A 16,235-nucleotide genomic window follows, 5' to 3' on the forward strand; every position below is an offset into this window, starting at 1 on the left:
ACCGATGATCGAGACGATCCTCGCGGCAGAAGGGGCACCCGAAGGGGCCGCCGTCTTCTTCCCCGCTGTTTACGACGTCCTGTGGTCTGCCGTCGTCTTCGTGGTCATCGCGGCGTTCTTCGGGATCTTCGCCATCCCGCGGTTCCGCAAGATCCTCGACGAGCGCGCTGAGCGCATCGAGGGCGGCATCAAGCACGCCGAGGCCGCCCAGGCCGAGGCCGCGCAGGCGCTCGGCGAGTACAAGAAGCAGCTCGCTGACGCTCGCGCCGAGGCTGCGCGCATCCGCGAGGCCGCACGCGCCGAGGGAGCCGAGATCCTCGCCGACCTCAAGCAGCAGGCTCAGGCCGAGGCCGACCGCGTCACCGCGAACGCCCACGTCCAGATCGAGGCCGAGCGCGCGGCGGCAGTCGCCTCGCTCCGTGCCGAGGTGGGCTCGCTGGCGATCGACCTCGCGTCGGGCGTCATCGGTGAGTCGCTGAACGACGACGCTCGCGCGTCGGCCGTCGTCGACCGCTTCCTGGCCGACCTCGAGGCCGACCAGAACGCGAAGGCGGGCAACTGACGATGGGTTCCATGACCAGAGAGGCCCTCAGCTCGGCGCGGGCGGTCCTGACCGACCTCGGCGACACGGCCGACCTGGCCACGGGCGAGCAGCTGCTCGACGCCGGTCGGGTCATCGGAGGGTCTGTGCAGCTGCAGGCCTACTTCGCCGACCCGGCCGTCGACGCCGTCGTCAAGAAGCAGCTCGTCGACCGCCTCTTCGGTTCCTTCTCGGAGCCCGCCCGGGCTCTGCTGCTCTCCGTGGTCGCCAGCCGCTGGTCGTCTCCCGACGACCTGCTCGCCGGCGTGGAGGAGCTCGGGTTCCGCGTGATCGCGTCGAGCTCCCCGTCCGACAGCAGCATCGAGAACGAGCTCTTCGCGTTCGACGCCGCGGTGTCGTCCGACGCTCGCCTAGAGCTGGCCATCGGCACGAAGCTGAGCGACCCCGAGGCCAAGGCGGGCCTCGTCCGCCGCCTCCTCGAGGGCAAGGCGAGCGCGCAGACCCTGGCGATCGTGAGCCACCTCGTCCGCCAGCCCCGCGGCCGGCGCATCGGCGAGCTCGTCCGCACGGCCGCCGACATCGTCGCCGACCAGTCCGGTCAGCTCGTCGCCACGGTGACGACGGCGAAGCCGCTCGACGCCGCCCACGCAGAACGGCTCGAACGGGGCCTCTCGCAGCAGTTCGGCCGCGACCTCCGCATCAACCAGGTCATCGACCCCGCCGTCATCGGCGGCCTGCGCGTGCAGATCGGTGACGAGGTCATCGACGGGACCGTCGCCACCAAGCTCAGCCTGCTCCGCCTCCAGCTCGCCGGCTAGGCACGCTCCCACACACAGACTCGAGGCCTCCCGAAGCCTCGCTACGAATAGGAATCACAATGGCAGACATCAAGATCAGCCCCGATGAGATTCGCGACGCGCTGAAGGACTTCGTCTCGTCGTACGACCCGTCGAAGGCCTCGACCACGGAGGTCGGCTACGTCACCGACGCCGCTGACGGCATCGCCCACGTGCAGGGCCTGCCCGGCGTGATGGCCAACGAGCTCATCCGCTTCGCGGACGGCACGCAGGGCCTCGCGCAGAACCTCGACGAGGACGAGATCGGCGCCATCGTGCTCGGCGAGTTCTCGGGCATCGTCGAGGGCATGGAGGTCACCCGCACGGGTGAGGTCCTCTCCGTCCCCGTCGGCGACGGCTACCTGGGTCGCGTCGTCGACCCGCTCGGGGCCCCGATCGACGGCCTCGGCGAGATCGCGACCGAGGGGCGTCGTGCCCTCGAGCTGCAGGCGCCCGGCGTCATGCAGCGCAAGTCGGTGCACGAGCCCATGCAGACCGGCATCAAGGCCATCGACGCCATGATCCCCGTCGGCCGCGGCCAGCGTCAGCTCATCATCGGCGACCGCCAGACCGGCAAGACGGCCATCGCGATCGACACGATCATCAACCAGAAGGCCAACTGGGAGTCCGGCGACACCTCGAAGCAGGTCCGCTGCATCTACGTCGCCATCGGCCAGAAGGGCTCGACGATCGCCTCCGTCAAGGGTGCGCTCGAGGAGGCCGGAGCCATGGAGTACACGACCATCGTCGCCGCTCCCGCCTCCGACCCGGCGGGCTTCAAGTACCTGGCGCCCTACACCGGCTCGGCCATCGGTCAGCACTGGATGTACGGCGGCAAGCACGTCCTCATCATCTTCGACGACCTGTCGAAGCAGGCCGAGGCCTACCGCGCCGTCTCGCTCCTCCTGCGTCGCCCGCCGGGCCGCGAGGCCTACCCCGGTGACGTCTTCTACCTGCACTCGCGTCTGCTCGAGCGCTGTGCGAAGCTGTCCGACGAGCTGGGTGCCGGCTCGATGACGGGTCTCCCGATCATCGAGACGAAGGCCAACGACGTCTCGGCGTACATCCCGACGAACGTGATCTCGATCACCGACGGTCAGATCTTCCTCCAGTCCGACCTGTTCAACGCCAACCAGCGACCTGCGGTCGACGTCGGCATCTCGGTGTCGCGAGTCGGCGGTGACGCTCAGGTCAAGTCGATCAAGAAGGTCTCCGGCACGCTCAAGCTCGAGCTGGCGCAGTACCGCTCACTCGAGGCCTTCGCGATGTTCGCCTCCGACCTGGACGCTGCGAGCCGCCGTCAGCTCGCTCGTGGTGCCCGCCTCACGGAGCTCCTCAAGCAGCCGCAGTACTCGCCGTACCCGGTCGAGGACCAGGTCGTCGCGATCTGGGCCGGCACGAACGGCAAGCTCGACGAGGTGCCCGTGCCCGACATCCTGCGCTTCGAGCGCGAGCTGCTCGACTACCTGGCTCGCAACACGTCGGTGCTGTCCGACCTGCGGGAGAAGAACGTCCTGTCCGACGACATCGTGTCGACGCTCGACTCGTCGATCGACGCGTTCAAGCAGGAGTTCCAGACGGGCGAGGGCAAGCCGCTGGCCTCCGTCGGCCGCGAGGAGTTCACCGCCACCGACGCCGACGACGTCAACCAGGAGAAGATCGTCAAGGCCAAGCGCTGACGCGTTCGACCGACGATCACGACTGACGAGACAACAGGAGAGTCATGGGAGCCCAGCTACGGGTCTACCGCCAGAGGATCCGCTCCGCGCAGACGACCAAGAAGGTCACGCGCGCCATGGAGCTCATCTCCGCCTCGCGCATCCAGAAGGCGCAGGCGCGGATGAAGGCCTCGGGGCCGTACTCGCGTGCCATCACGCGGGCGGTCTCGGCCGTGGCGACGTTCTCGGACGTCGACCACATCCTCACCACCGAGCCGGCGACGATCGAGCGGGCCGCGGTCGTGGTCTTCACGTCCGACCGCGGCCTCAACGGCGCCTTCAGCTCCAACACCCTGAAGGAGGCGGAGCAGCTCTCGCAGCTCCTCCGCAGCCAGGGGAAGGACGTCGTCTACTACCTCGTCGGGCGCAAGGCGCAGAACTACTTCACGTTCCGCAAGCGTGACTCGGAGCAGATCTGGACGGGCAACACCGACCAGCCCGAGTTCGCGACGGCGAAGGAGATCGGCGACGCGGTCGTGTCGAAGTTCCTCACCGAGGCCGCCGAGGGCGGCGTCGACGAGATCCACATCGTCTACAACCGCTTCGTCAACATGGTCAGCCAGGTCCCCGAGGTCGTCCGTCTGCTCCCTCTCGAGGTGGTGGAGGGCATCGAGGAGCCCGCCGAGGGCGAGGTGCTGCCCCTCTACGACTTCGAGCCCGACCCCGTCGAGGTGCTGGACTCGCTCCTCCCGGTGTACATCGAGAGCCGCATCTTCAACGCCATGCTGCAGTCGGCCGCTTCCGAGCACGCCGCCCGACAGAAGGCCATGAAGGCTGCCAGCGACAACGCCGACACCCTCATCCGCGACTTCACCCGCCTCGCGAACAACGCTCGCCAGGCGGAGATCACGCAGCAGATCTCCGAGATCGTCGGCGGCGCCGACGCCCTCAGCTCGGCCAAGTAGATCTGCACCCCAGTTTCACCATCCAAAGAGAGAGAAGCCATGACTGACACCGCAACCGCGCCGGTCGCGACCGAGTCGGCTCCCGGCGTCGGGCGAATCGCCCGGGTCACGGGCCCCGTCGTCGACATCGAGTTCCCGCACGACGCCATCCCTGGCATCTACAACGCCCTGCACACGACGATCACCATCGGCGAGAGCACGAGCGAGCTGACCCTCGAGGTCGCCCAGCACCTCGGTGACGACCTCGTCCGTGCCATCGCCCTCAAGCCCACCGACGGTCTCGTCCGTGGCCAGGAGGTCACCGACACCGGCGGGCCCATCACGGTCCCCGTCGGCGATGTGACCAAGGGCAAGGTGTTCAGCGTCACCGGCGACATCCTGAACCTCGAGGGCGACCAGAAGGTGGAGATCACCGAGCGCTGGCCGATCCACCGCAAGCCCCCGCAGTTCGACCAGCTCGAGTCGAAGACCCAGCTCTTCGAGACGGGCATCAAGTCGATCGACCTCCTGACCCCGTACGTCCAGGGCGGCAAGATCGGCCTGTTCGGCGGTGCCGGCGTCGGCAAGACCGTCCTCATCCAGGAGATGATCCAGCGCGTCGCTCAGGACCACGGTGGAGTCTCCGTCTTCGCCGGTGTCGGTGAGCGCACCCGTGAGGGCAACGACCTCATCGGCGAGATGGACGAGGCCGGGGTGTTCGACAAGACCGCCCTCGTCTTCGGCCAGATGGACGAGCCGCCGGGAACGCGCCTCCGCGTGGCCCTGTCGGCGCTGACGATGGCGGAGTACTTCCGCGACGTGCAGAAGCAGGACGTCCTGCTCTTCATCGACAACATCTTCCGCTTCACGCAGGCCGGTTCCGAGGTGTCGACCCTCCTCGGTCGCATGCCCTCCGCGGTGGGCTACCAGCCCAACCTGGCCGACGAGATGGGCGTCCTCCAGGAGCGCATCACGTCGACCCGCGGCCACTCGATCACGTCGCTGCAGGCCATCTACGTGCCTGCGGACGACTACACCGACCCCGCCCCGGCCACGACGTTCGCGCACCTCGACGCAACGACCGAGCTGTCGCGTGAGATCGCGTCGCAGGGCCTCTACCCGGCGATCGACCCGCTGACCTCGACGAGCCGCATCCTCGACCCCCGCTACCTGGGCGAGGCGCACTACAACACGGCCATCCGCGTCAAGGCCATCCTGCAGAAGAACAAGGAACTCCAGGAGATCATCGCCATCCTCGGTGTCGACGAGCTCTCCGAGGAGGACAAGATCACGGTCGCCCGTGCTCGTCGCATCCAGCAGTTCCTCTCGCAGAACACCTACATGGCGAAGAAGTTCACGGGCGTCGAGGGCTCGACCGTCCCCCTGAAGGACACCATCGAGTCGTTCACCGCCATCGCGGACGGCGAGTTCGACCACGTGGCGACGCAGGCCTTCTTCAACGTCGGCTCCATCTCCGACGTCGAAGAGAAGTGGGCTCAGATCCAGAAGGAGAACGGCTGATCGTGGCTGCTCTCACCGTGAGCGTCGTCTCGGCCGACCAGGAAGTCTGGTCGGGCGAGGCGAGCTCCGTCGTCGCCCGCACCTCCGAGGGTGAGATCGGGATCCTGCCGGGTCACGAGCCTCTCCTCGCCATCCTGGCCACGGGCCGGGTCCGCGTCCGCCAGGCCGACGGCACCACCGTCGAGGCGACCGCGGACGACGGGTTCCTCTCCGTCGAGAACGACACGGTCACCGTGGTCGCGCGCAACGCGCAGCTGGCCTGACCCGTCTCCTCCCTCCCGTTCCACCGTGCTGTTCCTGCTGCCCCCGTCCGAGACGAAAGTCGACGGGGGCAGCGGTGCGTCCGGGGTCGACCTCGACGGGCTCTCCTTCCCGCAGCTGCGTGCTCAGCGCGAGGACGTGCTGTCGCGCCTCGCCGTCCTCTCGCAGGACGTCGAGGCGTCCCTGGCTGCCCTCAAGATCGGGCCACGGCTCCGCTCTGAGGTGGAGCGCAACCGTGCACTGCCCACGGCGCCCGTGCTGCCGGCCTTGTCGAGGTACACGGGAGTCCTGTTCGACCCCGTCCGCGCCTCCGACCTCACCGTCGACGCCTGGGCCTGGGCGGGCCGCCACCTCGTCGTCCACTCGGCTCTCCTCGGTCTCGTCTCGGCGACGGACCTCGTCCCGGCCTACCGTCTGTCGCACGACTCGCGTCTGCCAGGGGCTAGCCTCAAGGCGACCTGGCGAGCGGCCGTCGCCCGGAGCCTCGACGAGGTCGACGACGTCGTCGTCGACCTCCGTTCTGAGGGCTATGTCGGCCTCGGCGTCGCGCCGGCCGACCGGTCGACGTACCTGCGCGTGGTCTCCGGCGCCGACGGGGGGCGCAGGGCGCTGAACCACTTCAACAAGAAGTCCAAGGGGCTCCTCGTGCGGGCGCTCCTGGACGACAGGCCCTCGCTGGAGACCCTCGACGACCTCGTCGAGTGGGCTGGCGGCCGCGGCATCGCGCTGGAGCCGGGCGCGAGGGAGACCGTGCTGGTCTCGGAGTCCGTCCTGACCCCGGTGGGCTGACCCGCGCCTCCGTCGCCTGCTCCTCCCGACGGCGCGCTGCGCCGTCGGGCTCAGGGGCCGCGTGCGCTCAGGGCACGGCGACCGGGCCCTCCCGGTGGACGATGCCCTCGTGCTGGAGGAGCCAGCGCTTCGTGTCGACCCCTGCCCCGACCGTGTAGCCGGTGAGCCCGCCCGTGCGGCCGAGGACCCGGTGGCAGGGGACGAGGATCGGCAGGGGGTTGGCGCGCACGGCGCCTCCCACCGCACGGCCTGCCTGCGGGCTGCCGATCGTCTCGCCGAGGCGGCCGTACGTGGTCGTCCGCCCCCACTCCACCGTCGCTAGCGCGGACCAGACCGAGCGCTGGAAGGTCGACCCCGTGAGGCGGAGCGGCAGGTCGAACCACCGGCGCACGCCGAGGAAGTAGTCGCGGACCTGGGTCCGTGCCGCGACGAGGAGGGCGTCGGGCCGCTCGTCGAGGCCGTCGTGGGGGAGGCGCCCCTCCGACTCCACCGCGACGCGCTCGACCGCGAAGCCACGGCTGAGGATCTCGATGCGCCCGATGGGGGAGTCGAGCCGGACGAAGCCGGACCCCTCCGGGGCGACGTCGGCGCCGCTGCCCGGCGGCGGGGGCGGGACGAGGGCCAGGGTTCTCATGACGAGACCCTAGGAGAACAGGGGGAGCCGGGGTGGCGGCACCGGCGCACCCTGTGGAGAACTCGCCGTCTCCTGCCCGTGGACGGTCGCCGCGGACCCGTTCCTGCTTCCCCGGCCGGGAGGTGGTCCAGCGGGCCGATAGCCTGGAGCGACGGCGTCCCGGGGCACCGGTCCGCGCCTCCCGGCCTGTCGGTCACGACACGCCTGCCCTCGACGACCGGAGCGCCATGGCCCACGACGATCCGTCCCGATGCTCGTCCCGTGACGACGACACCGTGGTGACTCCGCTCGCGCCGCCCCCGGGGCGGGCCGTGCCCCGGGACCTCGACGACACCGTCGTGCGGCCCCGCGGCGCCCGGCCGGGCGGAGGCCAGCCGGGCACCGCGCCTGCGCGGCCCGCCCGTCGGCGTCACGGCGTCCGCGTGGGTGCCGCGGTCCACTGGCTCGACCGCCCGGTGCTCGTGGGGCGGCGACCGGCCGCGCCCCGGGTGGTCAGGGGCGCCGAGCCGCTGCTCGTCGCGGTGCCCTCGGCGGGCGGTGAGGTCTCGGCGTCGCACGTGTCGTTCGACCAGCAGGGCGACGTGGTCGTCGTGACCGACCTGCGCTCGACGAACGGCACGGTCGTGGTGCTGCCGGGCCGTGTTCCCGTCCGACTCCGGCAGGGCGAGTCGGTCGTGGCCCTCGCAGGGACCATAGTGGACATCGGCGACGGCGTCCTCCTCGAGGTCCTCCCGCCTCAGCGCATCCCCCTCCAGGAAGATCCCCTCCCGTGACAGAGCTCGGCAGCCCCGTGACAGACCACCACCTCGCCCTCGAGGGGTCCACCCTGACCCTCGACTGGGCGGGCGTGACCGACGTGGGCCGTCGACGCGCCCACAACGAGGACAGCTACGTCGCCGAGGCTCCCCTCTTCGTCGTCGCGGACGGCATGGGCGGGCACAGCGCCGGCGACGTCGCCAGCGATGCCGTCGTGCGGCGGCTGCACGAGGCGGCGACAGCGCCCTTCCTCACCACCGATGCGGTCGAGGAGGCGCTGCTGCGCGCCACGGAGGAGATCGCGGTCGCGGCGGCCGACACCGAGCTCGGCGTCGGCACGACGGTGACCGGGGCGTTCCTGTCGCTCGACGACGACGAGCCGTCGTTCACGGTCTTCAACGTCGGCGACTCCCGCGTGTACCTCCTCGACGCCGGCGTCCTGCGCCAGGTGACCGTCGACCACTCCGTCGTGCAGGAGATGGTGGACGCCGGGATGCTGCACCCCGACGACGCCGAGTCGCACCCCGACAGCAACGTCATCACGCGTGCCGTGGGCTTCGACGTGGAGCCCCGACCCGACTACTGGCGCGTGCCCCTCAGGCCCGGCCAGCGCCTCCTCGTCTGCTCCGACGGGCTCACGAAGGAGCTCGACGCCCGTGCCATCGCGACGACCCTCGGGGCGGCCGACGACGCCTCCGGGGCGGCCGCGGACCTCGTCGAGCAGGCGGTGGCCGCGGGCGGCCGTGACAACGTGACGGCCGTGGTCGTCGTCGTGCGGGGCACGCCCCCGGAGGGCGACACCGAGGCGGACGAGACCACGGTCCCTCGCTGACGCCCCTCGGGCGACGAGCCCTCCCCCGAAGTGGGGGGACCGGCGTTGTCCCCCGAACGCTCTCGTCGACCCGGTGCCTCGGGGTGCCGACCTAGAATCGATCCGGTCGGCGGCGCGTCGACGTGATCGAGGCAGATCGCGCCGACGGCGCGGGGCGGGAGGCGACGTGGCACGACGACTGCCGTCCACTCCGCCCGTCCTGCCGGGCTTCTCGTCGGTGCACGTGCTCGGCTCCGGCGGCTTCGCCGACGTCTTCCTCTACGAGCAGAACATGCCCCGACGCCAGGTGGCCGTCAAGGTGATGCTGAGCGAGGTCGTCAACGACCAGGTGCGGCAGATGTTCCAGGCCGAGGCCAACCTCATGGCACAGCTCAGCTCGCACCCGTCCATCCTCACCGTCTACCAGGCCAGCGTCTCTGCCGACGGCCGTCCGTACCTCGTGATGGAGCTCTGCTCGTCGTCGCTCAGCGAGCGCTACCGGCGTGACCGGATCCCCGTGGCGGACGTCCTGCGGATCGGCGTGGCGATCGGCTCCGCCGTCGAGACGGCGCACCGGGCCGGGGTGCTGCACCGCGACATCAAGCCGTCGAACATCCTCATGACCGCCTACGGCCACCCGGTGCTGTCCGACTTCGGCATCGCCGCCTCCCTCAGCGAGAGCGAGCCGCAGGAGGTCGTCGGCATGTCGATCCCGTGGTCGGCGCCCGAGGTCCTCCTCGACGAGACGGCGGGCACCGTCGAGTCGGAGGTCTGGTCGCTGGGCGCCACCGTCTACTCCCTGCTGGCGGGTCGCAGCCCCTTCGAGATCCTCGGGAGCGACAAGAACGGGGCGTCCGAGCTCATCGGCCGGATCGACAAGGCCAAGCTCGTCCCGACGGGCCGGACGGACGTGCCGCCGAGCCTCGAGCGCATCCTGGCCCGCTCCATGTCGCGCCGCCCCGAGCAGCGCCAGTCGAGCGTGCTCGAGCTCCTCCGCGAGCTGCAGCAGGTCGAGTCGGAGGTCGGGGTGGGCCAGACGCCGATCGAGGTCGCCGTCGACGACTGGGCCCTCGCCACGGTGACCGACCTCGAGGAGAAGACGCGCATCCGGGGCGTGGCGCCCGTCGTCGCGACGCGGCGCCGGCGACGGCGGCGACGTCAGGTCACGGAGGCGCAGGCTGCCGCCGTCCACGGGCCGCTCGGGGGCGCCGGCGCTCGGGGCCAGGCGGGGCCGGGGCAGAGCCGTGCCCTGCTGCGCAGCACGGGCACGCGGCCGGCGCGTCGTGACCGACGCGTCCTCGCCCTCGTCTGGCTGCTCGTGGCCGCCGGGGTGGTCGTCATCGCGCTGGGGGCCACGGCGACGCTCGTGCTCGTGCGGGCCACCTCCACCGAGATCCCGCGGGTCACGGGCATCTCGACCTCCAGCGACGGCACGTCCGTCGTCTTCTCCTGGAGCGACCCCGGCCTCCGGCCCGGGGACTCGTACGTCATCGCGACCGGTGACGACTCCAGCCAGCAGACCGTCGGTCGCTTCGTGGCCAGCCCCTCCGACCCCGACGCCGAGGTCTGCGTGACCGTGAGCGTCAACCGAGGGGGCCGCAGCGGCGAGCCGAGCGCCGAGACGTGCGCGACGGTGGAGCGCACGCCGTGAGCCGCCTGCTCTCCTGGGCCTCGCGACGGCGCTCCGCCGTGGCCACCGGCCTGAGCTCGGTGGTGATCGCGGCCGTCGTGGCGGGCGTGGCCGTCGTCAGCACCGGGTACGAGGCGCAGCGCCTCGACCTCGACGACGGGACCGTGTGGGTGGCGAACGGCGCCCGGTCGGCCGTGGGCCGCGCGAACGCCGACGTCCGCGAGCTGAACGCGGCGGTCCGCGCCACGGGCACGGACCTCGCCGTCGCCCAGTCGGGCCAGGACGTGCTGCTCGTCGACCGGACGGCCGCGACGGTGGGGGTCGTCGACCCCGCGACGGCCACCCTGGGCGACACGGTGCCGCTCCCTCCCGAGTCGCCCGACGTCGCCATCGCGGGCGACCGGGCACTGATCGTCTCGCAGGGCACGGGCGAGCTCTGGAGCCAGCCCCTCGACTCCCTGGCGTCGTTCAGCAGCGACGTCGACGCCGCCCTGAGCCTCGGCGCCGATGTCGTCACGAGCGTCAGCCCCGGCGGCGTCACCACAGTCTTCTCGGCGGAGACCGGAGCGGTGTCGCGCATCGACTCGCCCGACGACCTCGTCGTCTCGTCGACGGACGCCACCACGCTGACCGGTGACGGCCCCTTCCAGGTCACGAGCGTCGGCGGCCGCTCCGCCGTGCTCGACCTCGCCACGGGCGAGCTCGTCGTCGACGGCGCCCTGGTCGACCTCGGTGCCGACGCTGACGGCGGGCTGGCGCTGCAGCAGGCGACCGACGACGGCGACGGCGTGCTCGTCGCCACGTCGTCGGCGCTCCTCCGGGTCCCCTTCTCCGGCGGGGAGCCGGAGGAGGTCGTGACCGGGCAGGCGGGGGCGCCCGCTCGGCCCGTCGTCGTCGCGGGCTGCACGTACGCGGCCTGGGCCGGCGGGTCTGCCTGGAGCGACTGCTCCGGCGCCCGTGGCGGCCTCCTCGAGCTCGACGGCGTGCCGGCCACCTCCGATCTCGTCCTGGCGGTCCACGGCGAGCACGTCGTGCTCAACGACCCGGCCGGCGGGCGCAGCTGGGCGGTGCAGGGCGACGGCTCCGTCATCGACAACTGGGACGAGCTCCTCGACGAGGAGCAGCAGGAGGAGCAGGAGGAGAACGACTCCACCGACCAGCCGCCGGAGCTCGACCCCGACCAGAAGGCCCCCGTGGCCGTCGACGACGCCCTCGGTGCCAGGCCCGGGCGGGCGAGCACCCTGCCCGTGCTGCTCAACGACTACGACCCCAACGGAGACCCGCTCGTCATCGAGAGCGTCGGGGAGATCGATCCCGCCGTGGGGCGCCTCGACCTCGTCAACGACCGCCAGCAGGTGCTGCTGACCCTCGCCGACGACGCCGCCGGGGCGGTGCTGGTCGACTACACGGTGAGCGACGGGCGCGGCGGCACGGACTCGGCCGTGGCGACGGTCACGATCCGGCGAGAGGGCGAGAACGGCCCGCCCGCCCAGGTCCGTCGCTCCACCGCGACGGTGTCGTCGGCCGGGCGGGTCTCGACCGCCGTCCTCGGCGACTGGGTCGATCCGGACGGCGACGCCTTCTACCTCACGACCGCGTCGGGTGCCGACGGGGTCTCGTACAAGCCGTCCGGCGACGTGGTCTACCAGGATCCCGGGGCGGGCGCCGACACGGTCGACCTCGCCCTCACGGTGAGCGACGGCCAGGCCGAGGGGCGCGGGCTGCTCACGATCACGGTCGGCGGGGCGGCGACCCTCCGGGCCGACTCGTTCACGGTGCAGGCCTACGCGGGGCGCCAGGTGACCGTCCGCCCCCTCGACTACGCCCGTGGAGGCTCCGGCGAGCTCCGGCTGAACAGCGTGCCGGCCAAGGCGGGCTCGACCGTGACGCCCAGCTACGACGCCGGCACCTTCCGGTTCGTCAGCGACGAGGTCCGCACGCACAACCTCGAGTACACCGTCACGGACGGCGACCAGACCGCCACGGGCGTCGTCCGGATCGACGTCCAGTCGCCTCCCGACCCCGCCACGCCTCCGGTGACGACGCCGAAGACGGTCTTCGTCGAGACGCTGAGCTCGCAGACCCTCGACGTCGTCGCGACCGATCTCGACCCCGCGGGCAACGTCCTCATGGTGACCGGCACCTCCGAGGTGCCCCTCAGCTCCGGCGTCCGGGTCGAGACCCTCGAGCAGCGCTACCTGCGCATCACGCTGGCCGCTCCGCTCGAGGGCCCCGTGGGCCTCACGTACACGGTGTCCAACGGCCTCGCGACGGCCGAGGGCACGGTCACGGTCGTCGAGATACCCCGGCGCCAGCAGACGCAGCCCCCCGTGGCGACCGACGACCAGGTCACCGTCCGGGTGGGGGACGCCATCGACATCGACGTCCTGGCGAACGACGAGCAGCCCGACGGCGACGACCTGACCCTGGTCGCCGACCTCGTCCGGGGCGTCCCTGCCGACGGCGGCCTCCTGTTCACGTCGGCCACGAAGCTGCGGTACCTCGCGCCGGCCACGCCGGGCAACGTCACCGCGGTGTACGCCGTGCGGGGGAGCGACGGGCAGATCGACTCCGCCCAGGTCTCGATCTCGGTGCGCGAGGCGGACGCCTCGACCAACAACGCCCCCGTGCCGCAGACCGTCACGGCGCGGGTGGTCGCGGGCCAGACCGTGCGGGTCAGCGTGCCCCTCACCGGCGTCGACCCCGACGGCGACAGCGTCAGCCTGCTGGGCATCGGCACGAGCCCCGAGAAGGGCAACGTGACGGAGGTGGGGGCCGACTACGTCCAGTACCAGGCCAACGCCTCGGCGGCGGGCACGGACGAGTTCACGTACACCGTGGTCGACGGCCTGGGCGCCCGGGCGACGGGCAAGCTGCGGATCGGCATCGCGGCGCGCGCCGACGGCTCGCGGAACCCGGTCGCCGTCGCGGACGTCGTGACGATGCGGCCGGGCGGCACAGTGACGGTCAGGGTGCTCGAGAACGACTCCGACCCCGACGGGGGAGCCCTCACCGTGACCCAGGTGCAGGCCTCCGACGAGGCCACGACCGCCGAGGTCGTGGACGGCTCGCTCGTCGAGGTGACGCCGCCCCGGGCCGAGGGGTCGTACGGCCTCGTCTACACGGTCGAGAACGCGCAGGGCGGCTCCAGCTCGAGCTTCGTCACGGTCACCGTCGACGCCGACGCGCCCCTCAACCGCCCCACGGCGTCCGACACGGTTCTCGACCTCGCCGACATCAGCGGCCGGGAGTCCGTCGACGTGGCCGTCCTCGCCAACGTCTTCTTCGCCGACGGCCCCGTCTCCGAGCTGGGCCTCGGCATCGAGCCCGGCTACGACGGCACGTCCGTGGTGACCTCCGACCGTCGCGTGCGCGTCACCCTGACCGACCGCGCGCAGATCATCCCGTTCTTCGTCACCCACCCCGACGACCCGGGAGTCCGGGCGACGGCCTTCATCCGGGTCCCCGGCTTCGACGACGCCCTGCCGCAGCTCGACAAGCGGGCGCGTCCGGTGACGGTCGTCAGCGGCCAGCGCGTCGTCGTCGACCTCAGCCGGTACGTCATCGCGGCCGGCGGCAAGGCCGTCCGCCTGACGAACCCCGGAGCCGTGCGAGCCACCCACGCGAACGGGGACGACCTCGTCGTCGACGAGACCACGCTGGCGTACACGTCGGCCGACCTCTATTTCGGGGCCGCCTCCCTCTCGTTCGAGGTCACCGACGGCACGTCCGCGGACGACCCCGAGGGGCGGACCGCGACGCTCGTGCTCCCGGTCACGGTCACGCCGCGCGAGAACCAGCCGCCCACCTTCACCGGGACGTCGATCGCCCTCGAGCCCGGCGAGTCGCGGACGCTCGACCTGACGCGCCTCACGACGTACCCGTACCCCGACGCGGTCGGCGAGCTGCGCTTCGAGGCACGCCCCGAGGCCGCCCCCGGGTTCACCGTCGACGTCTCGGGCCAGCGCATGACGGTCACGGCCGACGCCGGCACCCCGAAGGGCACCTCCCGGACGCTGCCCGTCGCCGTCCGCGACTCCGTGTCGACCGGCCAGTCGGGCGCGGTCCAGCTCGCCGTCGTGGGGTCGAGCCGTCCCCTCGCGCAGCCCGTCGCCGACGCCCAGGCCGTCCGACGGGGCAGCTCGGCGACCATCGACGTGCTCGCCAACGACCAGGCGACCAACCCCTTCCCCGGGCAGCCGCTCCGCGTCGTCGACATCAGGGGCCTGGGGGGAGGCGGCCTGCCGGCGGGCGTGACGGTCACGCCGAGCGCCGACAACAGGACCCTCGCCGTCGCCGTCGGTGCCGGCGCCGCCCCCGGCGACGCGAACCTTCAGTACCGGGTGGCCGACGTCACCGGCGACCCCGAGCGCCAGGTGTGGGGCAACGTGACGATCTCCGTCCAGGACGTGCCGGCGCAGCCGGCGGCGCCGACCCGCACCGGGTCCTTCCGCGGCGGAGAGCTGACGCTGAGCTACGCGGCTCCGCAGGCGAACAACTCGCCGCTCACCCGGTTCCGCCTCGTGGGCACCGGCAGCGGCGGGTCGCCCTACTCGAAGGACTGCGGGCTCTCCACGGTCTGCACGCTGACCGACCTCGCCCCGGAGCAGACCTACCAGTTCGCGGTCGTCGCGACCAACGCCGTCGGAGACTCCCCGGCGAGCGCCCTCAGCGACACCTACAGCGCCGACTTCGTCCCGGCGGCGCCGACCGGCGTCTCGGTCACCCCGTCACGCTCGACCCCGGGCGCGCTCGACGTGTCGTGGAACGCCGTGCCGAAGCCCGCGCGGGGCACCGCCGTCACGGGCTACGTCGTCGAGCGCGCGGGCGCGGCGGCCCAGTCGACGTCGGCCACCTCGGTGACCCTGACCGGCCTCACCCCGAACGAGGTGTACGGGGTGACCGTCTCGGCGCGGAACCGTGCACAGGTGAGCAGCGACGCCGACTGGGCCCGGAGCGGCACGGCGTCGGCTCGCGCGGTCGGCACGCCGAGCGCTCCGACGTCCGTCCGCGCGGAGGCGAGCCGGAACAGCGTGACGGTGTCGTGGCAGGCCCCCGCCGACCTCGCCGGTGGCACCTCGGCGACCTACAGCGTGTGGCGGCAGCCCCAGGACGCCGGGGCGAGCGGCTGCTCGGCGACCGGCACGCCCCTGCTGACCGACGAGGCGCGCACGAGCGTGACGGACACTCCTCCCGACGGCACCTGGTCGTACGTCGTCGTGGTCCGCAACGGCTACTTCTGCGCGAGCGGCAGCGCGAGCTCCGAGGCCGTGACGCCGCCCGGGCAGGCCTCCGGCTCCGTGACGGTGGAGCGCTCCGACCAGTTCGGGAACTTCGACCTGCGGGCCGAGGGCCTCGCGGCGACGGGACTCGTCGACCGGTTCCAGTACCGGATCGGCTCGGGCGCCTGGACGGACGTGCCCGCCGACCGGTTCCTCGCGACCGACTCGCCCAGCGGGAACACGCTGTCGGTCGCCTTCCGCGCCTGTCGCGTGGGGGCCTCGCGGGCCGAGTGCGGCGCCGAGTCGTCGCCGACGTCCGCCACCCCGGTCGCGACGCGCGCCGCGGGTGCGGTCTGCTCCGTGGGGCAGCCGCTGTCGGTGAGCGACCCCGTCAACGGGCCCGACGCCTCCGTGAGCGCCACGACGGTGGAGTTCCGCCTGGTCACGCTCGACGTGCTCGGCGTGCCGATCGCCTCGTCGTGGACCACCGAGGGGCCGGACGGCGTCCGGTACACCCGGACGAGCACGGTCCCGTCGAACGCCGACGCGGTCCGCGTGACGACGACGGTGGACGCCGACGGCACGTCCTACACGGATCCCGGCTCGTTCACGACATCGTGCTCGTGACGCAC

12 protein-coding genes are annotated in these 16,235 nt (G+C 72.0%); 11 read left to right on the forward strand and 1 reads right to left on the reverse strand.

Translation table 11 applies throughout. From position 1 onward, the window contains the following. The first annotated feature begins 4 nt into the window (after positions 1–4). Genes FHR77_RS04205 through FHR77_RS04235 form a run of 7 tightly spaced genes read left to right on the forward strand, consistent with a single transcriptional unit; the run spans position 5 to position 6,550 of the window. Positions 5–562 (forward strand): F0F1 ATP synthase subunit B, encoded by a 558-nt coding sequence (locus tag FHR77_RS04205; RefSeq protein WP_056053950.1) that lies wholly within the window; start codon positions 5–7, stop codon positions 560–562. 2 nt (positions 563–564) lie between these two features. Continuing rightward, positions 565–1,359 (forward strand): F0F1 ATP synthase subunit delta, encoded by a 795-nt coding sequence (locus tag FHR77_RS04210; RefSeq protein ID WP_167258952.1) that lies wholly within the window; start codon positions 565–567, stop codon positions 1,357–1,359. Positions 1,360–1,418: 59 nt separating this feature from the next. Further along, positions 1,419–3,056: a F0F1 ATP synthase subunit alpha gene (gene atpA / locus FHR77_RS04215; RefSeq protein WP_167258953.1), complete on the forward strand. Its 1,638-nt coding sequence runs from the start codon at positions 1,419–1,421 to the stop codon at positions 3,054–3,056. Positions 3,057–3,100: 44 nt separating this feature from the next. Next, complete coding sequence (locus FHR77_RS04220) at positions 3,101–4,000, forward strand: F0F1 ATP synthase subunit gamma (protein ID WP_167258954.1); 900 nt, start codon at positions 3,101–3,103, stop codon at positions 3,998–4,000. A gap of 39 nt (positions 4,001–4,039) precedes the next feature. Beyond that, positions 4,040–5,500 carry a F0F1 ATP synthase subunit beta gene (atpD, locus tag FHR77_RS04225; protein WP_167258955.1) on the forward strand — a complete coding sequence of 487 codons (1,461 nt, stop codon included), beginning with the start codon at positions 4,040–4,042 and terminating at the stop codon, positions 5,498–5,500. A gap of 2 nt (positions 5,501–5,502) precedes the next feature. Then, a complete protein-coding gene (locus tag FHR77_RS04230; RefSeq protein ID WP_167258956.1) occupies positions 5,503–5,763 on the forward strand; it encodes a F0F1 ATP synthase subunit epsilon in 261 nt (86 codons plus the stop codon). Between the two features lie 25 nt (positions 5,764–5,788). After that, positions 5,789–6,550: a peroxide stress protein YaaA gene (locus FHR77_RS04235; protein WP_167258957.1), complete on the forward strand. Its 762-nt coding sequence runs from the start codon at positions 5,789–5,791 to the stop codon at positions 6,548–6,550. 67 nt (positions 6,551–6,617) lie between these two features. On the opposite strand, the gene FHR77_RS04240 is transcribed toward FHR77_RS04235, so the two are convergent. Further along, positions 6,618–7,184, reverse strand: a complete 567-nt coding sequence (locus tag FHR77_RS04240; RefSeq protein WP_167258958.1) for a methylated-DNA--[protein]-cysteine S-methyltransferase — start codon at positions 7,182–7,184, stop codon at positions 6,618–6,620. A 275-nt stretch (positions 7,185–7,459) separates the two neighbouring features. Between FHR77_RS04240 and FHR77_RS04245 the strand changes: the two genes are divergently transcribed. The 4 genes from FHR77_RS04245 (at position 7,460) to FHR77_RS04260 (ending at position 16,230) form a co-directional block, all read left to right on the forward strand. Continuing rightward, complete coding sequence (locus tag FHR77_RS04245; RefSeq protein WP_341777217.1) at positions 7,460–7,957, forward strand: FHA domain-containing protein; 498 nt, start codon at positions 7,460–7,462, stop codon at positions 7,955–7,957. Continuing rightward, positions 7,954–8,772 carry a protein phosphatase 2C domain-containing protein gene (locus FHR77_RS04250; RefSeq protein WP_167258960.1) on the forward strand — a complete coding sequence of 273 codons (819 nt, stop codon included), beginning with the start codon at positions 7,954–7,956 and terminating at the stop codon, positions 8,770–8,772. Before FHR77_RS04245 ends, FHR77_RS04250 begins: the two co-directional genes overlap by 4 nt. A 166-nt stretch (positions 8,773–8,938) precedes the next feature. Beyond that, positions 8,939–10,402 (forward strand): protein kinase domain-containing protein, encoded by a 1,464-nt coding sequence (locus tag FHR77_RS04255; protein WP_167258961.1) that lies wholly within the window; start codon positions 8,939–8,941, stop codon positions 10,400–10,402. Then, positions 10,399–16,230, forward strand: a complete 5,832-nt coding sequence (locus FHR77_RS04260) for an Ig-like domain-containing protein (RefSeq protein ID WP_167258962.1) — start codon at positions 10,399–10,401, stop codon at positions 16,228–16,230. The genes FHR77_RS04255 and FHR77_RS04260 overlap by 4 nt, the downstream gene beginning before the upstream one ends. Positions 16,231–16,235: the final 5 nt, after the last annotated feature.

The sequence above is a fragment of the Frigoribacterium endophyticum genome (genome assembly GCF_011759585.1).
In the GTDB taxonomy this organism is placed as follows: Bacteria; Actinomycetota; Actinomycetes; order Actinomycetales; family Microbacteriaceae; genus Frigoribacterium; species Frigoribacterium endophyticum.